We start from the raw sequence: 20,222 nt of genomic DNA on the forward strand, positions 1-20,222 counted from the left end.
GCAATCAGATGTTTTCGGGCTTCTTGACCTTGTTGGCGGTGTAGGTCAAAACCTCTTTGGCCAGGGTGCCTGGCATTTGGGACGACGCGGGAGGCGTGATGGGTGTCAACTGGTCCTTCACCTGTTCCAGCTGGATGGCGCTCGCACCCGCCGTCCACATGGTCTTGAGGTGGTCAATCAGCATCTGGTACACCGGTTTGCGCGGTGGTTCTTCCACCTTTTCGGTTACGGGCCGGTGAATGGTCCAGTCTTTTTGCGAGGTATCGGCTTCTGCGCCGCGTTTGGCGGGGTCGGCCACGCTGGTGTACAGCGCCTCGCCCTGGTTGGGCTTGCGCGCCGTATTGACGAGATTGATGACGCTGGGAGCCGGCTCAAGCGGCGGACTCGCGCTGACGGGAGGGTTCACCGGCGCCACCGCAATGACTTTGTTGGCTCCAGACGAAGCCAAATCCGCGCCAGAAATGCGCAAATTAAGGTTTCGATCAAAGGACGGCAACTGCATTTTGGTAAGCCTGAAGGCCCCTCCGGTGACTTTTATCTGTAGACGTACGTTTCTTAACGGCAGATTTAGGGGGTTATTTAGGCCTATTTCAAAAATAATTGCAAAAAAGCGAAAATATTTTGCAGGTTACCCCGTCACGCCCCCTTTTGGAGCCGCCCCAACGATTGGTCGGCTAGCTGGCTCGCCGGTCCGAGAACTTTTGACCGTACATCCTGCGATCCGCTTTTTTGAGCAGCGACTCCGCGTCTGTCCCGTCTTCAGGAAACAGGGCTTCCCCCACCGATCCACCAAAGTCAATGGCGTTGGGTGCTGCAATACCCAAGGCCAGGAGTGGTTCTTTCAAACTGGCCTCAACTTCCTTGCGAACGCGCTCCAGCCCTTCTTCGCTGTCCACCCGGTCCAGCAGAACAACGAACTCGTCGCCAGACAAGCGGGCCACAAAATCCCGGGAGCGGACGGCGCGTTGCAGGCGCTGGGCCACTTCAATCAGGACCCGGTCACCCATTTCATGCCCAAAATGGTCGTTGATGTATTTGAAACGATTCAAATCAATGAACAGCACAGCGAAACGGTCGCCCCCTCGCTGGTTTTCGGCTTCGCCGATTTTTTGCCGCAGGCGCAGCATGAAGGCATCCCGATTGGCCAAACTGGTCAGCCCGTCTGTCTGGAGGCGCCGCTGCATCGTCTCAAAGCTTTGCGCAAGTTGCCCGATTTCATCGGCCCGTTTGATGCCGACTGGCCAGTTGAGTTGCCCTTCGCCAACGCGCAATGCGGCATCCGACAGACGCTTGAGATCGCCAGCGACCCAGTTCAGAATGCGCGTCCCCAGTGCAATGGCCACCACAATGGCCAGCACGCTCAATATCGCCGAGCGCAATACGTTTTCAGTCACTCCCGACATGAAATCACTACGGGGCGAAACCACCACCGTAATCCACTCCAGTCCGGCGTCGTCTCTCAGCCGGTCGTAGGCAGCATGAATGACCTGACCGTCCGGGCCGTCAAAACTGAAGGTCTGTGCGCTGGCCTTGGTATCAGGCTGGGCCAGGCGCTTGAGAACCTCTTCATAAGTGGCTGCAACGAGGGGGTTGCCACTCTCCTTCGCGCTGATTCGGTTCTTGGTGCCGTCAGACAGTATTTTGATATTGGGGCTGGCCGATGAGGCGATCAAATCCCCATCGGGCTCCACGATGAAAGCCAGCCCATGCTGCGAAACCGGTATTTTGGAAACAAAGTTATTCAGGGCACGCAAGGACACATCCGTTGCCACCACCCCTTCAAATTCACCCTGTGCGCCCAAAACCCGCCGCGCGCGCGTAGCGACGAGGTCTCCCGACCCAAAGTCAATATAAACAGAGGTCCAGGTGTGCGCACTCTGGTTTGCTCCGGCCTCGTACCATGGGCGCTTTCGTGGATCAAACAACTTCGCCTCACGGGAACTGAAGTTCAATGGGCCGTCGATTCCAGTGAACCGGTAGAAGGTGCGCAACTCATCGGGTTTGAGTTTGATACGCAGTTCGCCTTCGGTACGGGAATACCGGTACAGGCCAATTCCCTGACCCAGACGATTGCCAAAGTAGACGTAGTTGTGCGGATCCAGGTGCAAGGAAGTCGCAATCCAGAAACGGGTGCGAAGACTCTCAAGCTCGGCATCAATGGACGGTGCCACCGGCATTCCATCCGGAAACGCAGCCTCCAGAACAGCGCCTGAACCCACCACATGGCGATCGACGGCCTGGCCGATACGGCCTACCGTTTCAAGGAGCAAGTGGGAAGCGACTGAATCCACTGCGCGGCTGCCCGTCAGGTAAGAAAGCCCAACAATTGTCAGCGCCAGTACCAGTACCAGCACGACGTAGGGAATCGTCAGAACCTGGCGCAAGGACAAACGGAAGTTTTCTTGTTTCAGCATGCAAGCATTTCCAATCCAACGTGTGAAGGCCGTCTCTGCGATGCTCCGCACGAGTTGTCTCACCGCTGATCTTTTTGATTCTTGGCAGCGTAACGGCGAAGAAATTATAGGTGGCAGCCCCATTGAAGCCGCACAGAGCGAGCCTCATGCCGGTGACGTCTGCACCACATCGGCACGCAATCCGACTGAAGCTTTTAAACAAACTGACATGGCCATCCATGTCAATGAACCTCAACCCCACGTTACCGTTGAGGCGATTGCGAAAGCGCCCGGGTATGAACAGCTGAATGCCGACGCGGCTCTGCAGAAACGCGCGCTTAGGCTACGCGCTGCCCTTGCAATTCAAAAGGCACATGCAAGTGTGCGACGATGCTCAAACATAACTCGTACCCGACTGGGCTCGATTCCCCGCTTGACCGTCATTCCGGATCGCAAAGTATCTCTGCGCAACGGCTGCATCAGCACTCCGCCATCTTCACGACGAACGCTGGCCACAATGGGCGTATGGGCCTTTTTTCCACGCTCAATCACCACAGCGGTCTCACCATTTGCCAGCTCAACAAAAGTGCCTGGTGGATACAGTCCGACGACTCTCAGCAACGTGGCGCCAGTGCTGTCCGGGTGCCCCCCTGCGCCAAGGCAGGCGTCACGGGCGGCCATTGCTGGAGTAATGGACGCGCGTGACCCCCGGCTGCTCAGTTTTGCCGTGTAAACATCCACACGCCTTAGCAACTCGGCCAGACGAGGCCCGGCGCCCGCGGCATCGCCCGAATCTGATTCATGAATCTTATGGTGATGTTGCACCACATAAAGCCAGACGGGTTCAACGACACCCGCTTTGATCAGCAAGTCGGCGCTTGCGTCGGCATGGGCGCCCACCAATTCGCGTTGCCCCTCTGACAAGGCGGTGCTCTGCTTGGCAAGCGAATCCTGCAGCGCAGTCATGCTCACATTCATGCTGAGTGCCGCCAGAGCAAGCGACTGTTTTTCCTCTTCCGGCCATTCCATCCATTCAGCCGCCAGTTCTGCAATAACCTGGCAGATCATTGCGTGCTGGGCACTGTAATGGTCAAGGCCCCGCCCATTGGCTTGAATCAATACGTAAAGCGCCATATCAGCGTTGCGCCTGGCCAGTGTGCGAACGCTGAGTGCCAAATCAGTTAAACGCCCAACCCACGCACTGTCGATCACACTTTCCCGCAACAGTCGCGCAGCCCTGGCCAATAATTGGTCCCATTCCTCCAGCCCCTCGGCAACAGGAAAAGGCCGCAAGCTGACGTCAGACGTGGCAACCAGCGATGCCAAGTCGTGCCGATCCGAGTCGCCTTGTGCCTTACCGTCGACCGGCTCAGTGGGTTCTATTTCGCTCATAGGTTGTTGGTTTGTTTTCGGACACAGCCGCCCGCGTAACAGTATTGTCCAGTGATTTACTGACCTTTGATTGACATCTTCCAAGAAAAACCATGATCCACGTCATCGCCGTGATTACCGCGCAACCCGGCCAACGCAGCAAAATTCTGGAAGCGTTCAACACCCTAACGGGCGCTGTGCATGCTGAAGCGGGTTGCCTCGAATACACCGCGACGGTCGACGCCCAGGGCATGCCGCCATCTACCGGCAGCGTCGGTTCAGACACCTTTGTGGTGGTGGAAAAATGGGCAAGCCTCGCAGCCTTGCAGGCACATGGCGTCGCACCCCACATGCAGGCCTTCTCGGCACAAGTCAAAGACTGGCTTGTTTCAGTGGTGGTGCATGTGCTGGAACCCGTAGCCTGAAACCAGCAACCGGCCTGATCACTTGATCAGGGAGTGCTCGCAATGCTCCCACGGGAGAACCTGGCACCCGCAAAGCAACTGAGTGTCCTTCGGGCCTGTCAGCACGCCATGCCCGGCGCTCGGCTTTGCACTGGTGGTGATCTTTTCTGCAGTGGCCGACTGCACCCCCGGCATCCAGTCAGAAAATACGTCCACGCACTCCGGATCGATGACATACCAAATCTTTCGGGTCGCATCCCAACGTGCACCCAGTTCCTTGGCCGCATCTTTTTGGGCAAATGGTACTTTCAGGTTAATTCGCATGGGCTACTGACCTCCTTGGCGCCCTGGACTTTGGTGTGGCAAGTGCAGGCTTCAGTTGCTGTTCGGTCAAATTCTTGTGTCCGACGACCGCAAAAATAGCTTCAAAATTCGCACTGTCTTTGAGGTAATCCTGGGCACTGCGTCCAACCATGTCGTGCGCAACCACGTCGACACCGGCGTCCATCAAGGCGGACACGATGGCGAGATCACCTTTCTCACACGCCACCATCAGCGCAGTGCGGTCCAGAGTGTCTTTGGCGTTAAGCCATTCCATCGCGCCGCTCCCCATGGAGCACCACTGGGCAATGATCCAGACCGCAATGTCAACGTGACCCATCCTGCAAGCAACCATCAAAGGCGTCTGGGATGCATGATTCCTGCAGGTTAACGAAGCCCCATTGGCAATCAACTCCTGCATTCGCGCCAGATCTCCGGCAAAGATGGCAAGCATCAATTTTTCATTGATCTCGTTTTGGGCTTTGGAAACACCTGCCGTGCTCTTCTTTGCTGGAATCTCTTCACCGGCTTCGGGTACTGCATTCAACTCTGTCACGCGTTGTTCCTTGATGGGCGATCACTGATCATGCAATTATCCGTTTGATTCCCTATCCGGTTCTCGGCAGAACTGGAGTTCGGAGAATGGCGTGCGCAAATAAAGTATGCATATTTGAGAAATCTCAATAAGAAATCCTCAGCGGTGAATATATTGAAAACGTGTCTTTTGTGGATCGCGACAGCAGGTCCTGAGAGGCGCAGAGCTGGGGGGTTCAATGATTTGGACTGAGTCTTGATGTTCAACATTGGGACGGAGGGGAACGTCCCCAGACGTGTCAGCGTGACGACCTGGCCCGGGGTTCCCACCACAACCGCCAGCCCCTGAAAAGGCTGGCGGGTCTATTTCAGGTCTGGCTACCGCAGGAGCTTGCTCGCCAGAGATCACATTGGCTAATGTTCAAAAGGCACGACATGAAACATCACCACGCCGCAATTCAATCCGAGCCAGACGTTGCGCCAAGCAAAAAGCGCTCATCTTCGGCATCAAAGGGCGGCAAAGCAGCGAGCCGAGACGACAATCAGTCCGTCGATTGGCGAATTGATATGGTTCGACAAGCCGCGTATTCTTTCTACGAGGCACGCAACTTTCAAGACGGACATGAACTGGATGACTGGCTGCAAGCCGAAGCACAGGTGGACCAGAAGTTGAACGATTCAGCGGCGGCGACGCAAAAGCACTGAGTACACCGATTATTTTGTATCGCAACTACCTGAAGACTGCTCCATAGGTCACAGGCCGCACCTTCATAGCGGTGAGTTGGCTGGCCATGGGGTGTGCCGGATTGATGAGGGCAATGGACTCCTCTGGCACGATGACCGACGGCACGCACAGCAGCAGGCTGCTCTGGCGCGACAGCCACTGCGCGCCCACCTCGACACTGCTCAAACCGGCAGGTATGGCCGACCACCCGACTGGAAGTTGGTCCACGGGAATGTCCTGACGCTGCGCCCACAGGGCGTCAGGCACGTCAATGGCAACCAGAAAGCGATTCATTGGCAACCCGAGCGAATTGATGTGGGCAGTGGTTTCCAGCATGGCCAAGGCCGCCGTGGGTGCCGCATACATCACGGGTTGGCCGGGGCCGTTCCAACGGCCGGGGTTGATGGCCGCGCCTTTGCCGCTGAGGTCCTGGGCTGTGAATAACCGAGTTTCAGTAGCGATGCGCCACAGCCTCACAGGTAGGCACCGCTTTCCATGGCACCCAGCACCTGGTGAACCATTTGGGTACCGGTTTCGGTATCCAGCAGATCAGCAGGGCGCAGGCCGCCCAGTGCAGGCTGGGGCACCTCCAGCCACTGGCCCAACCAGTGTGCAGCATCGAACCCCTCGGCCTGATCGCTGGTGCTGTTGTCCACCATGCGCTGCGCTTGTGCCAGCAACTTGACCATTTTGATGGTGGCCTGCCCCTCGCGACCTTTAAGCGGCGCCTTTGACTTGATTTTGCTAGCGAGCGTGGAACGGGGAAACTTGAAGATCTCAACCATGCGGGCGGACGACAGGCCCATTTCGGCCCGCAGGTCATTGAACAACCGGGGAGATACCCCCTGCCTTTCCAGTTCCACCAGCGTGAGGGGCGAGGCACGGGCAACATCGGCCGTGAATGACCGGATGGCCCCCTTGCCCGGGTGATACGTCAAACCCTTGGGTGTGCTTGCTGCAGTTGTCGTGGCCATGGTGATGCCCCTAAAGAGTCTTGAATTGGACAGATATTAGTCTAATTCTGGACTTGCGTATAGCGAGGGCGCTTGCGCGGGTTGCGGCGCAAACTAGGTAATTTTAAAAACCGTGCGAACGGTTTTGGAGCCCGCTTTTTCCTCGTAAGCGGCCCATTGCTTGATGCCCTTGACCAGCACCTGCGTGCTCACGTCTTTCACCGCCTTCTTGGCCTTGAGTTGGGCCGTGAGCCAGTCCTGGATATGCGCAAAGTGCGCCCCCTCTTTCCCGGTAGGAATCAGCATTTCTTTGCCTGCCAGGCTTCCAGCGGAGGTGACAATAAGTTCGGTTGCGGGCATTTTTTGAGTTTGAAAGTGAGGACACCTGCGCCAGCAGCCTATCCTATCCGGCGTTTCTGTACGTCGGGCGACTGCGAGAGAGTGCCTTAGCGCGTATTTTTCCAGGGAAGCATGGATGAGAGCACGCCATCTTTGAGCACCAGGTGATGGAAGATGGCGGCAGCGGCATGCAAACCCGCGAACCACATGATGGCGTCGCCCAGGAATGTATGAACGTCGCCCCAGTCCGCCATTTTTGCGATGCCGGATTCAGCAATTAGGGGCATCTGGTCAAAGCGGACACCACCCAGCAGCGTCAGCGGATGTCCCTCACTGCCCAGGGCCAGAAGCGCAGTCATGGGCAGCGCAAGCATCAGCCCCCACAGTGCGATGTGCATCAATTTGCCCGTTGCTTGCATCCACCCGGCCATCTGGAACGCCGGCGCGGCTGGCCGTACCGATACCCAAATGAGGCGCAACACGGTCAACGCAAAGACCAGTAACCCCAGGGATTCGTGCCAGACGATATCGCTTCGCGTGGCGGGGTCTACCCCTTCACGCATGAGGCGGCCAAAGCCACCCGGACCAAGGATGAAGGCGATGGTCACCAATATGGCCGTGACCCAGTGAAATGCCCGACTAAGAGAGTCGTATTGGGGTGTAGACCGCAGATTCATATATTTCCCTGGAAAGTTGAAGGGATTATGGAACGCGTTTGTTAACGATTTATGAAGGCAAGGGTGTCAGCGGCGACTTGAGGATGCACCGGGTCGAGGGCAGCGTCCGATCACTCTGGCTTCAAAGAACGACGAGAATGGCAGAAATGCAAAAACCATCCCGTTTTCAAGCGTCCGCCCGCAGCTGGCTTGTTCCCGCATCGCTGGCAGTCTTCGCGGTTGCGGGTTGCGCCTCCGCACCAGCAATCGCACCCCAGGTATCGGCTCCATCGACGGCCGGAACCCACGCGACGCAAGCCGGATCCAACGAAGCAGAACACAGCCAGAAGTTTGCCCGATGGGTCGACGCGTTCAGCAGAAATGCCCTCGCAGCCGGCATCGACGAGGCCACGCTCCAGGTTGCCTTCGACAATGTCCGCTTCGTCCCGCGTGTCATCGAATTGGATCGCACCCAGCCGGAGTTCACACGCAACGTATGGGACTATCTCGACAACGCGCTGTCAACGCAGCGAATCGCCCGTGGGCAGGAAAAACTGCTTCAACTGCGGCCTGAAGTCGATGCCATTGCAACGCGCTACGGCGTCCCGGCGGAGGTCCTCGTCGCGATCTGGGGCATGGAGAGCAATTACGGCGGCAACGTCGGCGACATCCCGACCATCGACGCCCTGGCGACGCTCGGTTTCGAGGGGCGACGCGAGGAGTGGGCGCGTGCCCAATTGCTCGCTGCCTTGAAAATCCTGCAGAACCGCGACATTGACCGCGCGCAGATGATCGGTTCGTGGGCCGGTGCAATGGGCCAGACGCAGTTCCTGCCCTCGAACTTTCTGGCCTATGCGGTCGATGCCGATGGCGATGGCCGACGCGACATCTGGGGCAGCGTAGCCGATGTGATGGCGTCGACCGCAAACTTCCTCTCAAAGTCCGGATGGCAGGCTGGCCAGCCGTGGGGGATTGAAGTGCTCTTGCCCCCGGCATTTGACTATGCCCATGCCGACGCCGACATTCGACAACCGGCTTCGGCATGGACAAACGAGGGGGTGCAGTCGATGGACCGCGCGCCGTTGCCAGCGCTGGCCGACAGTTCTATCCTGCTTCCGGCCGGCGCGCGTGGTCCAGCCTTTCTGGTTGGCCCCAACTTCAGAACGATCCTTCGCTACAACAATTCGACCAGCTATGCGCTCGCCGTCGGCCTGCTGGCGCAACGGCTGGCCGACGGCCCTGCGGTGCAGACAACCTGGCCACGCGATTTGCAGGCCCTGACCCGAAGCCAGTTGCTGGCGCTGCAGACGGCGTTGAACGCACGTCGCTTCGACAGCGGCACGCCCGACGGAATGATGGGTCCGGCCACGCAGCGCGGCGTTCGCCGATACCAGCGCAGCCTGGGCCTGCCAGCGGACGGCTATCCGACCTTGGATCTTCTGCAGCGCCTGCAGTGACGGGATGGCGCCACGCTGGCGATGGGGGAACCACTCCGCCGACTGCTGTGGGCCCTACACCGCCGACAGTGCGGACGCAATGAATACATGCTATGAATTAAATAGCAAGTTGTGCATATTCCACGTGGGGCGCGGGCCTAAATCATTCTCAAAACTCCATGCGAATGACTAGGCATGGAGGGAGGCAGCATGAAAACGATCAATGGCTTTGTCCGATACCCAACCCACTTGGAACCAAGCTATCCTCTTGGAAGGAAAAGGAGAAGCTGTTTTTGGGGATTACGAAGGACAGACCGTTGGCTTCGTTTATTTCTGCCAGAACTCTTCCGCGTTCATCGGACAGTCGGGGCTGTACATTGACGGGTTCCTGATCGATGAAGCCGCGCGCTCCAAGGGACTTGGGGAAATCATGATGGCATTCATGTCAAAACTTGCCGTGGAGCGGGGCTGTGAACGGTTGGAATGGGGCTGCCTGGATTGGAACGAACCGACGATCAGGTTCTATCGGAATATGGGTGCCTGCAGCGTGGATGCCATGACGATTTTTCGCTTTTCGCCAGATCAGTTGAAAGTGAACGCAGGTCGTTTTTAATCCCTCCGCCTGAATGAGCCTGGCGACATTTCCACCAATCCAGTCCAGTGACCACTTTGGAGTCGTTTCGCCAATGCGCTTTGAGGGCCATGTATAGCGTTTTCGGGAACTCCATCAATAGTCCAAGGCGTTAGATCGGTAGTAGGCGGCATTGAGGTAGCGCCCAACCTCCGCAATGTCTTCGCTGCTCCAGCGAAGGCCTGAAACCTCCATCCAGCGGCGTATTTCTGACTGCAGGCTTTTCCCGTCAGTGACGAGTTTTTTGTCACGCCAATGCACTTCGTCGCTGTGGCAAGCAATGCAATGTGTTCGGTAGAGCAACTCGCCGCGTGTAGCGTCGGGCATTGGCTGTGTTTCAGCATGAGCAAGGCTGCCGAGCGAAATGAACAGGACAACGATTTTCCATCTTCGAAGCATGCTCTCTCCTTTAGGACTTGCCATCAAATTTAGTGTATTCCGCAAAGGACTCTTTCGCAACCGTCATGTCGGGTTCACTGTCTATGCAAATATCCCGCGCAATTACAGTCGTAAACGCATTTGCGTCACTGGCTCCCACCCGCCGGCTGCTGTAGGCCATTTGCAGCCATTGGCGAACGACCGCAAGGGATCGACAGATCAACCGACTTCCCCCGCTTGGATACATTTCTGGCCGACTCGGTTTTTCAGAAGTCCGTTTGTGTTTCATTTCCACATGTAGCGGCACTTGTTGCCGTGTAAATGCATGGGCCTGGCGCGGCTAGCATTGCAGCCAGTTTTTTGCTTGGTGACTTCGGATCAAAATAAACTGCATGGGCGTCTTTTAGCTGGTAGCATTTCCATTGGCAAATCCATGTGGGGGCGCTGTGGCACGAGTTGAATTGATCTATCTCAATGCGCGTAAGATCCCACTCCAATCGGCTATCTGCGCACCATCTCAAGCCCTTAAACACACCGATTCGTGACGCCAGACGCTGATTCGTGACGATGCAAAACTCCCACTCCCTCGAGGATTTTTCGATGCACGTCCTGCGGCTGCAAGAGGACTCGCCGGTGCTTATCGGTTTGTATGACCCGAATGAGGTATTGCGCTATGCCAATAAGGCTTTTCGCAAAGCCTACGGCATCGGGACTTACGAGGTAATTTCGTGGGACGATATTCTGCGGCGCAACTACACCGAAAAAGTAGGCTCGAAAATCGAAACGGATGATTTTGAAGCCTGGTTGGCGTCGGTCCGATCGCGGCGCGGCAAGCAGGCATATAGAAGCTTTGAGGTCGATCTCTGCGATGGACGATGGTTCTTGATGACGCAGACCCAGGACGAGCAAGGTTGGATGCTGGTGATGTCCAGCGACATATCCGGCTTGCGCGCGGGGGAACGGGGCTTGCGGGTAGAGCGTGACTCAGCATTGCTCGCTGCGCTCTCCGATTCACTGACCGGCATCAGTAACAGGGCGCACATCCTGCAACTTCTTGAAGAGCAGGTCAAACTTGTTAATCTGGGGCGCAAACTCGGCGTGCTGGTATTGATGGACCTAGACTTTTTCAAGAAAGTCAACGACACCTACGGACATAGAAGCGGGGATGAAGTGTTAAAGCATTTCGCCAGCGTCGTGTGCAACACGCTGCGCCGCGTTGACGGTTTTGGCCGAGTCGGGGGTGAAGAGTTCTTACTGCTGCTGCCAGAGACTGACAGATCCCAGGCCGAGGCTATCGTGCAACGCATCCTCAAATTATTGGCGCAGGGGAGACCCTTGCCAGAGCATCCGGAATTCAGCTACACCTGTTCGGCCGGTTTGGTATTGTTAAGTCAGGGGATGAGCGCAGACATGGCTTACCAAAGGGCCGACCAATCGCTCTACGAAGCCAAGCGGGGAGGCAGAAATCGGGCAGTTTGGGCGACGTAGTCGAGGGAAATCGAGCAGACACACTGAATGATTCAGCGAACAGTTGACGCCGACCGAAAATTGACCACTTGGGGATGCGGCGTAAAACTTGGACTGGCTTATGCCGTAAGTCCGAGGCTCTCTCCGTATTCAAGGGGACTGAGTGAGCCAAGAGGGATTTTCATCCTCATTTCGTTATACCAGCGAATGTCAGTGTCAATGACCTGCATGAACTGGTCAATGGTTGTAGCCTGCCAGTCTCGAGAATAGAACAGCTCCGTTTTCAGCCGTCCAAAGAAGCCGTCACAGGCTGCGTTATCAGGAGAGCATCCTTTGCGCGACATCGAGCAGATCAGCGTCTGGACGCGTGCCGATTGTCCAGCTGATAACCAGCCCATCGAAGCAGTCGATCATGGGCGATAGATACACCTTGCCAGCTGGGATTTGGAACTCCGTGATGTCCGTGAGCCACTTCTCGTTTGGGGCTACAGCGTGGAAGTCGCGGTTGATGAGATTCTCTGGCGCAGAGCTGATTTCTCCCAAGTAGGAGCCGTAGCTGTGTGCGCTTTTCCAGATTCGAAAACACGCGCCCGGGGCCGTTGGAGTAACTTTGTGGGAGGGTGCTTCTCTAGCTTGCTATCAAGCTGCTAACGGTTGCCGTTTGTTGGGCCACCGTTTGAAATCTGCCATGCCCGCAGGTCTTGCAAATGAGTTTGTTGCTGACGCGCGCGGTCCAGCGCTTCGGGTTCCAGTGTGGCCACAATGAAATCCGGGCTTCGCCCGGCCTGGGATAGCACGACGCCGTCCGCACCACAGATCAAGCTTTGTCCGTTGTAGATCAAGCCTCCCTCGGTCCCTGCGAAATTGGCATAGGCCAATGCGATTTGATTTTCAAAGGCTCGTACTGGCACTAAGCGCTGCGGCACAAAATCATTTGGTTCCATATTGGCCGTTGGCACCAGCAACACATCCGCGCCAGCCAGCGCGGCAAGACGCGGCGCTTCAGGAAACTCCACGTCATAGCAAATCATCAATCCAATGTGCCAACCCCGGAGTTCGGCCAGGGCAGCGCTCGCAGGTGCGGGGCTGAATTGCTGCGCATCCAGCTCGCCGTAAAGATGACTTTTGCGGTAATTCAACCTCACGTGACCTTGGACGCTCATCCATTGCGCGGCGTTGTACACGGCCCCTTCATCGCTGCGTTCAGGGTAGCCATAGACGATGTCCATAGAGGTCTGTTGCGCAATCTGCGCCACTGCAGCGGCGTAGCTCCGCTCCTGGGCTGGGTCGGCCGAGCGAGCCAGCGCATGCACCGCTGCAGCGCCAATGGCGTAGCCGGTGAGAAACATTTCCGGACAGACCAACAGCTGCGCGCCTTGGGCTCGGGCGCGTTGGGCTGCGTCATGCAGACGCTGCAAATTGCCGGCCACATCCATCGGCTGCGGCGCACACTGGTACAAGGCGAGCGTCAGGGACAGACGTGGCATGGTGATGGGTTGGTTTGTGGGTACGATTATTCTGGCAACTCAATCGGACCCAGGGTAGCAAACATATCCCCAGGCCCTGGATTATCTGCATGGCAGGCGCCGCCCAAATGATGCAGGATGCCCCACACAGCGTTGAGCGCAGTCTGCACCGCGCCCTCGACCCAGGCGGGGGTGAATGACACATCGTCGCCTGCTATGAAAATGCCTCGCTGCTCCGTGGGCGTCGTGTCCTGTATGAAGTGCGCGTACATGCGCTGGTTGTAGCGATAGTGCCCGGGCAATGCGCCTTTAAATGCGCCCAGAAAATACGGGTCCGCCTCCCATGACACGCAGATAGGGTTGCCCACGATGTGGCTGGCAATGTCTACTTTAGGATAGATTTTTTGCAAGGCCCCAAGCGCCAATTGCACACGCTTTTCGACCGGCTGGGGCAGCATTTTGAGCGCATCGCCCATCCAGGCGTAGGACAAGCAGATCACCCCTGGCTTGCCCGGCCCGTTGTCAAACAGATAGGTGCCCCTGGTCAGGCGGTCGGTCAACGTCATGCTCATGACGTCACGGCCCGTTTCCGGGTCGGTGTCTTTCCAAAAAGGGCGATCCACCATGACAAAGGTTTTGCTCGATTGCATGTAACGGGTGCGGTCCAGGGCCATCCACATTTTGTGTGAGAACAGGCTTTCTTCGCACGTGATTTGGGTACTCAGTAGCCAGCTTTGGCAAGTGACCAGAACGGCACCGTAGTGTTGAGTTTGTCCCCAGCTGTCAGTGACAGCGATGCGACCGTCGGCTGCACGGGCAAGTGCGGAAACACCGGCCCGGGTGGCACCACCGTGCAAACTACACACGCTGGTGCCTGCCGGCCAATGGGCCAACTGGGGCGGGGCCTGGGTCCACAATGCGAGCGGAACCTGGTCAGCCCCACCAACGATCAGGTGTTGATGGTCGTCACACTCGGTCATCACCACACGCAAAATTTCCAACATGGAATTGGGGAAATCCGAGTCCCAACCGCCCGTGCCAAAGCCGACTTGGCCAAACACTTCGCGGTGTTTAAAGGAGAGCGCTGAAAACGCTTGAGAGCTGGCCACGAAGTCGTAAAAGGTCCGGTCATCCCACTGCGTCACCAACGTGTTCCAAATCGCCTTGAGCGCGTGGGGGTCGCGTGCCCGAATGGCCGTTTGCATGGCAGAAAACTGCGCGTCTTGTTCTAAAGCGTGGCCCCACGCTTGGGCCACTTCTTGAAAAAGCGGTGGCAAATCGGCCAAACTGCGGGCGTAGAAGGTTTCGCCTTCGAGATCGATCACGGTGCTGCCCGCCGCTGCAGTGAGCGGATTCGGAAAGGGCTGGGTTTGCAGGCCCATACGGTGCACATAGTGATAAAAGGCGGTGGATGACTGAGGAAAGCGCATACCGCCCAACTCTGCAACCACGCCCTGCCCGCCCTCAAAGCGCTGCGAGCGCAGACGTCCACCCATCTTGGAGGCTTCATACAGCACCGGCTTGAGCCCCAGCCGCATCAGCTCATAGGCCGCCACCATGCCCGCCATGCCCGCGCCAACAATGGCCACCTCCTGCCCGAGGGCGCTGGTCGGTAGCTGACCCAAGCCCCTGGGGTGGGCAATCCAATCATCAAAGGCAAACGGAAAATCGGGGCCAAACAGGGTGATGGGCCTTGCTGCGGGTGCTGCGGGTAAGGTGGGGCTGAGTGCAGCGTGAGTGGGGTTCATACAAGTCCTATCAAAGCAGTGCGGACATTGTCTGAATATTGGGTGACGAAAGCTATTATGAAATCGTCATAATGACTTTAAAAAACATTCACTATGACCAAATTTATATCTAAAACGTCAATTTCAAGCCCAGCGTCTTCCGATAGTCCCGTGTCTGCCCCCTTGCTGGGCCCGCGCGATGCGCTGGACCGCCAATTGATTGCCTTGCTGCAAACCAATGCCCGCACCAGCACCGCGCAGCTAGCGCGTAAGTTGGGTGTGGCACGCACGACCGTAGTCGCGCGCTTGGCGCGGCTGGAGGCGGACGGTGTCATCCTTGGCTATGCAGTTCGCTTGGGGGCGGAGGCTTTGGACCGCGGGGTGCAGGCCTACGTGGGTATCAGCATCAGCCCCAAAGCGCAGCGTGAAGTCATCCGCCGTCTGAGCCAATTGCCCGAACTCAGCCGTCTGGCTTCGGTGAGCGGAGGCTTTGATCTGTTCGCCCAAATCAGCGCACCAACCACGAGCAAGCTCAACGCCATCCTGGATGAAATAGGAGAATTGGAGGGGGTCATCAAAACCAACACCTTCGTGGTGTTGGCCCTGCGGGTAGACCGTTAGCATGGAGGTCTCGGATCTACCGCTATGGACGACCCGGTTCGGATTGACCGGCACAGTAACCATGACAGACAGCGGGTTCCAGTGGTTCTACCAATCGCAACCTCCCGCTTTGGGTCGAAAGTGATGATAGTTTGCGAAGGACCCAACAAACTGCGGATGAAAGCCCAGACAACCGGACATTCAATGGAATCCCGAAACTGGACATTAAAAGACGTGTTCAGACTGAAAGCAGCCACCCCATGTCGCTCTAAAGTTGTCATTCGAAATGCAGGTTTTACGCCTCTCGATTAAAGGTTAGGCCGAACTCGTCCTACCCGGACGGCTGAATCGCTTGGCCATGAGTACAGCTGCGAGAGGAAAGACCAGAACGTAGCCGATGATGCCGATGTTGCGAATCTGCATATTGGCAAGCGGAACCCCGGCGAGGCCGACGAAGGCGAGCAGCCCACTTGCGAGAATCAACCAACGCACCAGAGTAGCTTGGCTGCCGCCGAGCGAAGCGCCTGCAAGCAGCGCCGCGATTGGGAAGAAGAAGTCCCAAGCGAGGATGTCGAGCGCGTACACCACCGAGGGCCACTGAAACGCAAACACTGCCCGGGCGATGCTGGGTTCGGCGAACGTAGGCAGCCGACTTAGCGTGAGGACGGCGAAGTGCACCGTGCACGTAACAATGGCGCACATTGCCATGAACACAACGGCGGACAAGGACAGAGCCTGGCGCTCCTGAGGCACCCATTGGTGGAGCGCGACGGTAAAAGCCACCATGGTGGGAGCTATGGCCAGGATGAGGACCTCCATGAGTGTGAACCAAGGGTCCTGTATTGCGTGACTTGGCGAAGGCAGTGTGAGCAGACCAATCGCCAGGACGATGGCATACGCAAGCGTGAGCAACGCCAGTGCCAGAGCAGTGACAATGCCGAAGCGATAAGCTGTCGGCGCAGTAGTGAGGTTCATGTTGCTAGGGCCATAGAACGAATGTACATCTCAAAACGTGCGGATTAATCTGGGCGCGGCGGGATAACCTAGCCATCAATTCCTCGTGGAAGTGGCGTTCAGCCTTACTTGCGCCGGGATTACCTGAAAGTTAGACAGGCATAAAAAATACCGACAGACCCCGCAGCCTGCTTATTTTTTATTCTAGGGTCTAGAAACGCCAATCTCGAAACTGTGCGTCCTTCTCGAAGGGCTGCTAACAACGCTTAGCTGAGGTCGCCAACAGACTGTCAGCGGAAATTCGACTTGCTGATCTGCCCGCCAGATAGCCGACATTGGGTGCTCTGCTTAACCAAGGGTCGTGCCTGTCATACACGACGGGGGGTATGTTAATGAGTGCATCCCTCTGGATGCCAGTTCACGCTGCTGAGCCAGCAGAAGCTTAACCTGCCTGGATGTTTCGACGCCCTCGGCAATGACGCATTTCATCAGTCCAACAGGCTTGATTTGGACCCGCCCGCCATAGAATTTTGCCCCATAGAACCCATCAGCGTCCCTTCGCCAACACCTCCAGCGCACCCGGTGGCAGCGGCTTGCTGAAGAATACAGTCGTCAGCCAGCACAGCGCCACTCAATTGTTCAGATCACAAAAATGAACCTGGTTGCGTCCTTTTCCCTTGGCCAGGTACATCGCTTTGTCGGCACATTTGAGAATCTCGTCCTGACTGAGCTGGTCGCCGACAAACACGGTCACACCAATGCTCGCCGTGCAATGGTGCTCAATGGTGCCGGCGACGCTGGTGAGTAGGTAGGGCTGTGATAGTTTGAATCGGACTTTTTCAGCGACGAGTGCGGCCTGTGCCATGGACGTGGTCTGTTCTTCATTCAAATCACTCAACAGCAGCACAAACTCATCACCCCCCAGGCGCGCCACGGTGTCGATGGCTCGAACACAGCTTTGCAAGCGGCCTGCCACTTCCAGTAGCAACAAATCGCCAGCCTCATGGCCCTGTGTGTCGTTGAGTGACTTGAAATTGTCCAGGTCAAGAAGGATCAGGGCCGCGTACTGGCCGTTGCGCTGGCTGGCTAACCTGGTCTGGCTCAATCGGTCGGCCAGCATCCGGCGGTTGGGAAGTCCAGTCAGTGCATCATGAAACGCCAATTGGCGAACTTGTTCTTCCAACAGTTTGCGTTGGGTGATGTCGTCGTAGACCCCAAGCAAACCGATGATTTCATTTTTGGTATTGCGTAGCGGAACCTTGGATGTGCGCAGCCAAATGGTCTTGCCCATTGGTGTGGTTTGTTGTTCGTCGTAAGACAGTTTGGCGACACCCGACGCCATAACCTCCCGATCATCCGCACGATAGGCCTCAGCATGTGTCACCCACCACAACTGATGGTCGTCTTTACCAATAAGATCCTCGGGGTGGGTCATGCCGGCATCGCTGGCAAATGCGGCGTTGCAACCGAGGAAACGCAAATCGAAATCTTTCCAAAATATTCGGGTGGGTGTGCTGTTAATAACCGTCAGCAAGAAATTGCGGGACTCGGCCACGGCGGTCAGCACCCGGTGACGCTCCACTTGCCAGCGATAGAAAAAATACCCGGCGATCAAAGACAACAGGATGAACACAGGCGCAAGATACGTGAGCAGGTCACGCCAATGCATGTCCTTCGCGTCGTAGACACCAAACGACTTTTCGTACAAGGTGTCGTAGATTCCATTGGCCTTGGTGAGTGCCAGGCCTTCATTGAGTGTGGCCAATAATTCGGTTGCGCCAGGGTGTGTGGCAAATGCAAATTTCTGTGAGAACCCTGCCTTTTCCTTATGTACTTCAACATTGATCAAACCCAGTGTCTGCAGCGTTTGCAAGCCGGTCAATTTGCTCAGCAGCATGGCGTCGTGTTTGCCGGAGGATAGCAACCGCAAGCCATCGGCTGCGGTGTCCACCAGCACCAACTGTTTGGCCCATCCTTTGGACCGGGCGTAGTCCTGAGCCAGATCCGTGTTGATCACAATGATGGATTTGTCAGCAAGGTCATTGGCAACCACGATGCCAGTCTGATCCTTGCGCACGAAAATGGCGCCATTGATCACGACATGGGGCACCGTGAAATCGGCCAGCTTGCGGCGTTCATCTGACTGTGCCAGGTTGAGCAGGACATCAATCTTCCCGGCTTTGAATTCCTGAAGGAGCAGATGGAAAGGCAGCACCCGAATGCGGTAACTCAAGCCACTCTCTGCTGCCACCGCTTTCCACAAGTCAACCGTAAACCCACCTGCCGTGTCGTCGGCCATACCGGTGGAAAAAGGCGGGTACTCTTGCTCGCTGCCAACGATCAGTGTGGCTTGTTGACCCGGCGTGTCAGAGAGATAGGTTTGCGAAATGCCGTCAGTTGGACTGGAGGTGCCTAGGGCAGATGCAGCCCCACTTCCAAACCATGAGAAAAGCGCGACGACGACAAGACGTGCCAACGCCCGGATGGAAATCGGTAAGGAAACAAGGGAGAGTAGGCGACCCACATTGCGCAGTGGCGTGAGCATCGTGAGGTATTTTACGCCCGGAAGTTGTCGTTGCCTGACGTTTAGGTTGACTAAAAACGCTGTATGTATGGCGAACTATCTGTTCTCAATCATCGACCTTGTTGTTTTTAGTCTACGATGCACTTCACATGGTGGGATGATCACCATGGCGCTTGAACAAAACACGTTGTAGCTTGGACTGGTATGCACATCACCATCTGGAGCGGTTCGTGTTCATCAAATCATTTGCCAATCAAAGTCAAGTAAACGTATGAGTTGGCAATTCACCAAACTGGACTTCCCGTAACCTGCCGGTCGTGGTGGACGGCTTCTGTTAAGGGTTGTAGGATGCCCGCCCGCAGCGGCGTGCCACCAGAATATCGATAACTCGTAAGGGCGGGCATCCTACAAGCCCCGAGGGAGGAAACCGCGGGGCCAGAGACGGCCCGCGCGCAGACCAAGTCGTTATAGAGCTATGGCGATTTGAAGTAGCCAGCCACCGCAACCCAGCGATACAGACGTGCGAGTCGGGCGTGCAATTGACTGCAAGGCGTTCCCGATGGCGAGAATTGCTTGCGATTGGCAATGCGCGCGTGCATCCAAATACCTGCCAAATCCGCAGCAGTCAAGCTCATCCCAGCTGACGTTCCGGATAGCTTTGTCAGTTGCCTGTGCCGCTGCCGGGACAAGCGTGTGATCATGGTGACCCCCGCGCTAAAGGTGGCGCTCGAATCGTCTGACCACGCAGGAACGATTCCACAACAAGCATGCGTGCGCCGCAGTGCGTGCATACAAAGTTCGGCCGCACCGGCTCGTCGGATGCGGCATTTGCATCCGTAACCTGGACAGATGGAACCGCAGTCACCACGTTTAAGAGTTCACGCGCAAGTGCCAGCTTCTCCTTGCGAGCGTTGTTGGCGATCAGGCCGAAGTGGCGGATGCGGTGAAACCCCATGGGGAGCACATGCAGCAGAAATCGGTGCATGAACTCGTCAGCCGTGAGCGTCATGGTCTTGTGCTTCGGCCTATCCGGATTGCTCTTGTCGCGGTAGTCCTTCCAGCGGAAGGTGACACCTCGCTCATCCATGGCCAGCAGACGGGAGTTGGCTATGGCCACACGGTGGGTGTAACGTGACAGGTAGGCCAGCACCGCTGCCGGCCCTGCAAATGGGCGTTTGGCATACACCACCCACTCACATTTGCGAAGTGGTGCCAGCCATCTGGCAAGGCTATGTCACAGTTAAATGTGGAAATTTCCCAAGAGCCATGGCCAGGACGGCTTCCCGAGAGTTGGCGTGGTGGTTGTCCAGGGAACGAAACCAGCCCAGGTAATTGTCTAGGTAG

General features: G+C 56.7%; 20 protein-coding genes and 3 pseudogenes. 6 read left to right on the top strand and 17 right to left on the bottom strand.

Annotation, left to right across the window (positions count from 1 at the left end; all coding sequences use genetic code 11):
* Positions 1-4: 4 nt before the first annotated feature.
* From AC097W_RS20330 to AC097W_RS20340, 3 genes are all read right to left on the bottom strand, one after another.
* Positions 5-502 (bottom strand): hypothetical protein, encoded by a 498-nt coding sequence (locus AC097W_RS20330; RefSeq protein ID WP_479604463.1) that lies wholly within the window; start codon positions 500-502, stop codon positions 5-7.
* 172 nt (positions 503-674) lie between these two features.
* On the bottom strand, positions 675-2,414 hold the full coding sequence (locus tag AC097W_RS20335; RefSeq protein WP_479604464.1) for a diguanylate cyclase domain-containing protein: 1,740 nt from the start codon (positions 2,412-2,414) through the stop codon (positions 675-677).
* Positions 2,415-2,756: 342 nt separating this feature from the next.
* Positions 2,757-3,785: an HD-GYP domain-containing protein gene (locus tag AC097W_RS20340; RefSeq protein WP_479604465.1), complete on the bottom strand. Its 1,029-nt coding sequence runs from the start codon at positions 3,783-3,785 to the stop codon at positions 2,757-2,759.
* A gap of 92 nt (positions 3,786-3,877) precedes the next feature.
* Here AC097W_RS20340 and AC097W_RS20345 point away from each other — a divergent pair, with 92 nt between their 5' ends.
* On the top strand, positions 3,878-4,189 hold the full coding sequence (locus AC097W_RS20345) for a putative quinol monooxygenase (protein WP_479604466.1): 312 nt from the start codon (positions 3,878-3,880) through the stop codon (positions 4,187-4,189).
* An 18-nt stretch (positions 4,190-4,207) separates the two neighbouring features.
* Here the strand turns inward: AC097W_RS20345 and AC097W_RS20350 are convergent, their stop codons facing one another.
* Complete coding sequence (locus AC097W_RS20350; RefSeq protein ID WP_479604467.1) at positions 4,208-4,492, bottom strand: DUF5710 domain-containing protein; 285 nt, start codon at positions 4,490-4,492, stop codon at positions 4,208-4,210.
* Positions 4,482-5,045, bottom strand: a complete 564-nt coding sequence (locus tag AC097W_RS20355) for an ankyrin repeat domain-containing protein (protein ID WP_479604468.1) — start codon at positions 5,043-5,045, stop codon at positions 4,482-4,484. Before AC097W_RS20355 ends, AC097W_RS20350 begins: the two co-directional genes overlap by 11 nt.
* Before the next feature lie 413 nt (positions 5,046-5,458).
* Between AC097W_RS20355 and AC097W_RS20360 the strand changes: the two genes are divergently transcribed.
* Positions 5,459-5,728, top strand: coding sequence for a DUF2934 domain-containing protein (locus AC097W_RS20360; RefSeq protein WP_479604469.1), 270 nt, complete (start codon positions 5,459-5,461; stop codon positions 5,726-5,728).
* 25 nt (positions 5,729-5,753) lie between these two features.
* On the opposite strand, the gene AC097W_RS20365 is transcribed toward AC097W_RS20360, so the two are convergent.
* The 4 genes from AC097W_RS20365 to AC097W_RS20380 all read right to left on the bottom strand — a co-directional run bounded on the left by AC097W_RS20365 (position 5,754) and on the right by AC097W_RS20380 (position 7,716).
* On the bottom strand, positions 5,754-6,224 hold the full coding sequence (locus tag AC097W_RS20365) for an RES family NAD+ phosphorylase (RefSeq protein ID WP_479604470.1): 471 nt from the start codon (positions 6,222-6,224) through the stop codon (positions 5,754-5,756).
* On the bottom strand, positions 6,221-6,721 hold the full coding sequence (locus tag AC097W_RS20370; RefSeq protein ID WP_479604471.1) for an antitoxin Xre/MbcA/ParS toxin-binding domain-containing protein: 501 nt from the start codon (positions 6,719-6,721) through the stop codon (positions 6,221-6,223). The genes AC097W_RS20365 and AC097W_RS20370 overlap by 4 nt, the downstream gene beginning before the upstream one ends.
* 93 nt (positions 6,722-6,814) lie before the next feature.
* Positions 6,815-7,060 (bottom strand): hypothetical protein, encoded by a 246-nt coding sequence (locus AC097W_RS20375; protein ID WP_479604472.1) that lies wholly within the window; start codon positions 7,058-7,060, stop codon positions 6,815-6,817.
* Between the two features lie 86 nt (positions 7,061-7,146).
* Positions 7,147-7,716 carry a cytochrome b gene (locus tag AC097W_RS20380; RefSeq protein ID WP_479604473.1) on the bottom strand — a complete coding sequence of 190 codons (570 nt, stop codon included), beginning with the start codon at positions 7,714-7,716 and terminating at the stop codon, positions 7,147-7,149.
* Between the two features lie 137 nt (positions 7,717-7,853).
* On the opposite strand from AC097W_RS20380, the gene AC097W_RS20385 reads away from it, so the two are divergent.
* Both AC097W_RS20385 and AC097W_RS20390 read left to right on the top strand, forming a co-directional pair.
* Positions 7,854-9,152 (top strand): lytic murein transglycosylase, encoded by a 1,299-nt coding sequence (locus AC097W_RS20385; RefSeq protein ID WP_479604474.1) that lies wholly within the window; start codon positions 7,854-7,856, stop codon positions 9,150-9,152.
* 202 nt (positions 9,153-9,354) lie between these two features.
* Positions 9,355-9,744, top strand: a complete 390-nt coding sequence (locus tag AC097W_RS20390) for a GNAT family N-acetyltransferase (protein ID WP_479604475.1) — start codon at positions 9,355-9,357, stop codon at positions 9,742-9,744.
* Between the two features lie 114 nt (positions 9,745-9,858).
* On the opposite strand, the gene AC097W_RS20395 is transcribed toward AC097W_RS20390, so the two are convergent.
* On the bottom strand, positions 9,859-10,089 hold the full coding sequence (locus tag AC097W_RS20395; RefSeq protein WP_479604476.1) for a c-type cytochrome: 231 nt from the start codon (positions 10,087-10,089) through the stop codon (positions 9,859-9,861).
* 618 nt (positions 10,090-10,707) lie between these two features.
* Between AC097W_RS20395 and AC097W_RS20400 the strand changes: the two genes are divergently transcribed.
* Positions 10,708-11,628 carry a diguanylate cyclase gene (locus AC097W_RS20400; RefSeq protein WP_479604482.1) on the top strand — a complete coding sequence of 307 codons (921 nt, stop codon included), beginning with the start codon at positions 10,708-10,710 and terminating at the stop codon, positions 11,626-11,628.
* 98 nt (positions 11,629-11,726) lie between these two features.
* Here the strand turns inward: AC097W_RS20400 and AC097W_RS20405 are convergent.
* From AC097W_RS20405 to AC097W_RS20415, 3 genes and pseudogenes are all read right to left on the bottom strand, one after another.
* Positions 11,727-12,162: pseudogene (locus tag AC097W_RS20405) on the bottom strand (IS3 family transposase); the annotation flags it as partial.
* 92 nt (positions 12,163-12,254) lie between these two features.
* Positions 12,255-13,094 (bottom strand): carbon-nitrogen hydrolase family protein, encoded by an 840-nt coding sequence (locus tag AC097W_RS20410; RefSeq protein WP_479604477.1) that lies wholly within the window; start codon positions 13,092-13,094, stop codon positions 12,255-12,257.
* 26 nt (positions 13,095-13,120) lie between these two features.
* Positions 13,121-14,821, bottom strand: a complete 1,701-nt coding sequence (locus AC097W_RS20415; protein ID WP_479604478.1) for a flavin monoamine oxidase family protein — start codon at positions 14,819-14,821, stop codon at positions 13,121-13,123.
* Positions 14,822-14,971: 150 nt separating this feature from the next.
* Between AC097W_RS20415 and AC097W_RS20420 the strand changes: the two genes are divergently transcribed.
* Positions 14,972-15,421, top strand: a complete 450-nt coding sequence (locus AC097W_RS20420) for an Lrp/AsnC family transcriptional regulator (protein WP_479604479.1) — start codon at positions 14,972-14,974, stop codon at positions 15,419-15,421.
* A gap of 294 nt (positions 15,422-15,715) precedes the next feature.
* Here AC097W_RS20420 and AC097W_RS20425 read toward each other — a convergent pair whose 3' ends face one another.
* The 4 genes and pseudogenes from AC097W_RS20425 to AC097W_RS20440 all read right to left on the bottom strand — a co-directional run.
* Complete coding sequence (locus AC097W_RS20425; protein WP_479604480.1) at positions 15,716-16,375, bottom strand: hypothetical protein; 660 nt, start codon at positions 16,373-16,375, stop codon at positions 15,716-15,718.
* A 610-nt stretch (positions 16,376-16,985) separates the two neighbouring features.
* Positions 16,986-18,899, bottom strand: coding sequence for a diguanylate cyclase (locus AC097W_RS20430; protein WP_479604481.1), 1,914 nt, complete (start codon positions 18,897-18,899; stop codon positions 16,986-16,988).
* Between the two features lie 676 nt (positions 18,900-19,575).
* Positions 19,576-20,103: pseudogene (locus AC097W_RS20435) on the bottom strand (IS91 family transposase); the annotation flags it as partial.
* A gap of 4 nt (positions 20,104-20,107) precedes the next feature.
* Positions 20,108-20,222 (bottom strand): annotated as a pseudogene (locus AC097W_RS20440) (IS1595 family transposase); the annotation flags it as partial.

This window comes from Rhodoferax sp. GT1R46, from assembly GCF_056521285.1.